The sequence below is a fragment of the Streptomyces sp. KR55 genome (assembly GCF_052245645.1).
Lineage (GTDB): Bacteria > Actinomycetota > Actinomycetes > Streptomycetales > Streptomycetaceae > Streptomyces > Streptomyces flavusporus.
In genome coordinates, this window is record NZ_JBQQCE010000934.1 from 1 (window position 1) to 1,170 (window position 1,170).

The window sequence follows — 1,170 nt, forward strand, 5'->3', positions numbered from 1 at the left end:
CCATGGCACGCATGGACTCCGTACGCGGCGCCGACGCCCTGTCACTGACCACGGTCCAGCTGGGCGGCGCGGTGGTGGTGTTCGGCGTGCTCTTCGCGCTGCCGGGGACGGGTGCGTTGCCGTGGGCGGCCGCGGCCGGCTTCGGTGTCGGGGACTGGCTGGGGCTGCTGTACCTGTCCGCGTTCTGCACGCTGTTCGCGTTCTTCGTGCAGATGTGGGCGGTCCGGCGCACCTCGCCGTCCCGGGTCAGTCTGCTGCTCGGCACGGAGCCGGTGTGGGCGGCGGCCGTGGGCATCGCCCTGGCCGGGGACCGGCCGGGGTGGCTGGGGCTGGTGGGCGCGGTGCTGGTCCTGGTGGGCACGGCCTGGGGGCGGGCGGTGGCCGATCGGGGGCAGGCGCCGGAGGCTTCCGTTCCGGTGGCTTCTGCGCCGGCTGCCGGGGCCGCTCCCGCAGGGCGCACCGAGTCCGGGGAAGCCACCGAGTCCGCGAGGGACGGGGCCCCTGCAACCTAGTCGGCGTCGTGCGCCGCGCACCCGCTCGGCGAGGGCCGGCGCGTGTCGCGCCCGACGCCGGGCGCAGGTCCCTCAGACCAGCCGCTCGCCCCGCCGCCACACGCCGGTGACCAGGGGCACGCCGGGCCGGTAGGCCAGGTGCACATGGCTCGCCGCGTCGAGGAGGATGAGGTCGGCGCGGGCGCCCGGGGTGAGGCGGCCGATGTCGTCGCGGCGGAGGGCTGCCGCGCCGCCCGCCGTGGCCGACCAGACCGCCTCGTCCGGCGTCATCCCCATGTCCCGTACCGCGAGCGCGATGCAGAAGGGGACGGAGGAGGTGAACGACGAGCCCGGGTTGCAGTCGGTGGAGAGTGCGACGGTGACGCCCGCGTCGAGGAGGCGGCGGGCGTTCGGCCACTCGGCGCGGGTGGAGAACTCGGCGCCGGGGAGGAGGGTGGCGACCGTGTCGCCGTTCGCGAGGGCGTCCACGTCCGCGTCCGTCAGGTGGGTGCAGTGGTCGGCGCTGGCTGCGTCCAGTTCGACGGCGAGCTGGACTCCGGGGCCGTACGACAGCTGGTTGGCGTGGACGCGGGGGTGCAGGCCCCTGGCCTTGCCCGCGGTGAGGATCGTGCGGGCCTGGTCGCCGTCGAAGGCGCCCTTCTCGCAGAAGACGTCGATC

General features: G+C 75.6%; 2 protein-coding genes. One reads left to right on the forward strand and one right to left on the reverse strand.

Going from position 1 to position 1,170, the window contains the following annotated elements; translation table 11 throughout:
• On the forward strand, positions 1-512 hold a 512-nt coding region (locus tag ACTWQJ_RS51610; RefSeq protein ID WP_443313239.1), incomplete at its 5' end, for an EamA family transporter.
• A gap of 72 nt (positions 513-584) precedes the next feature.
• Here the strand turns inward: ACTWQJ_RS51610 and ACTWQJ_RS51615 are convergent.
• Positions 585-1,170: amidohydrolase family protein (locus tag ACTWQJ_RS51615; protein ID WP_443313240.1), on the reverse strand; the 586-nt coding region annotated here is incomplete at its 5' end.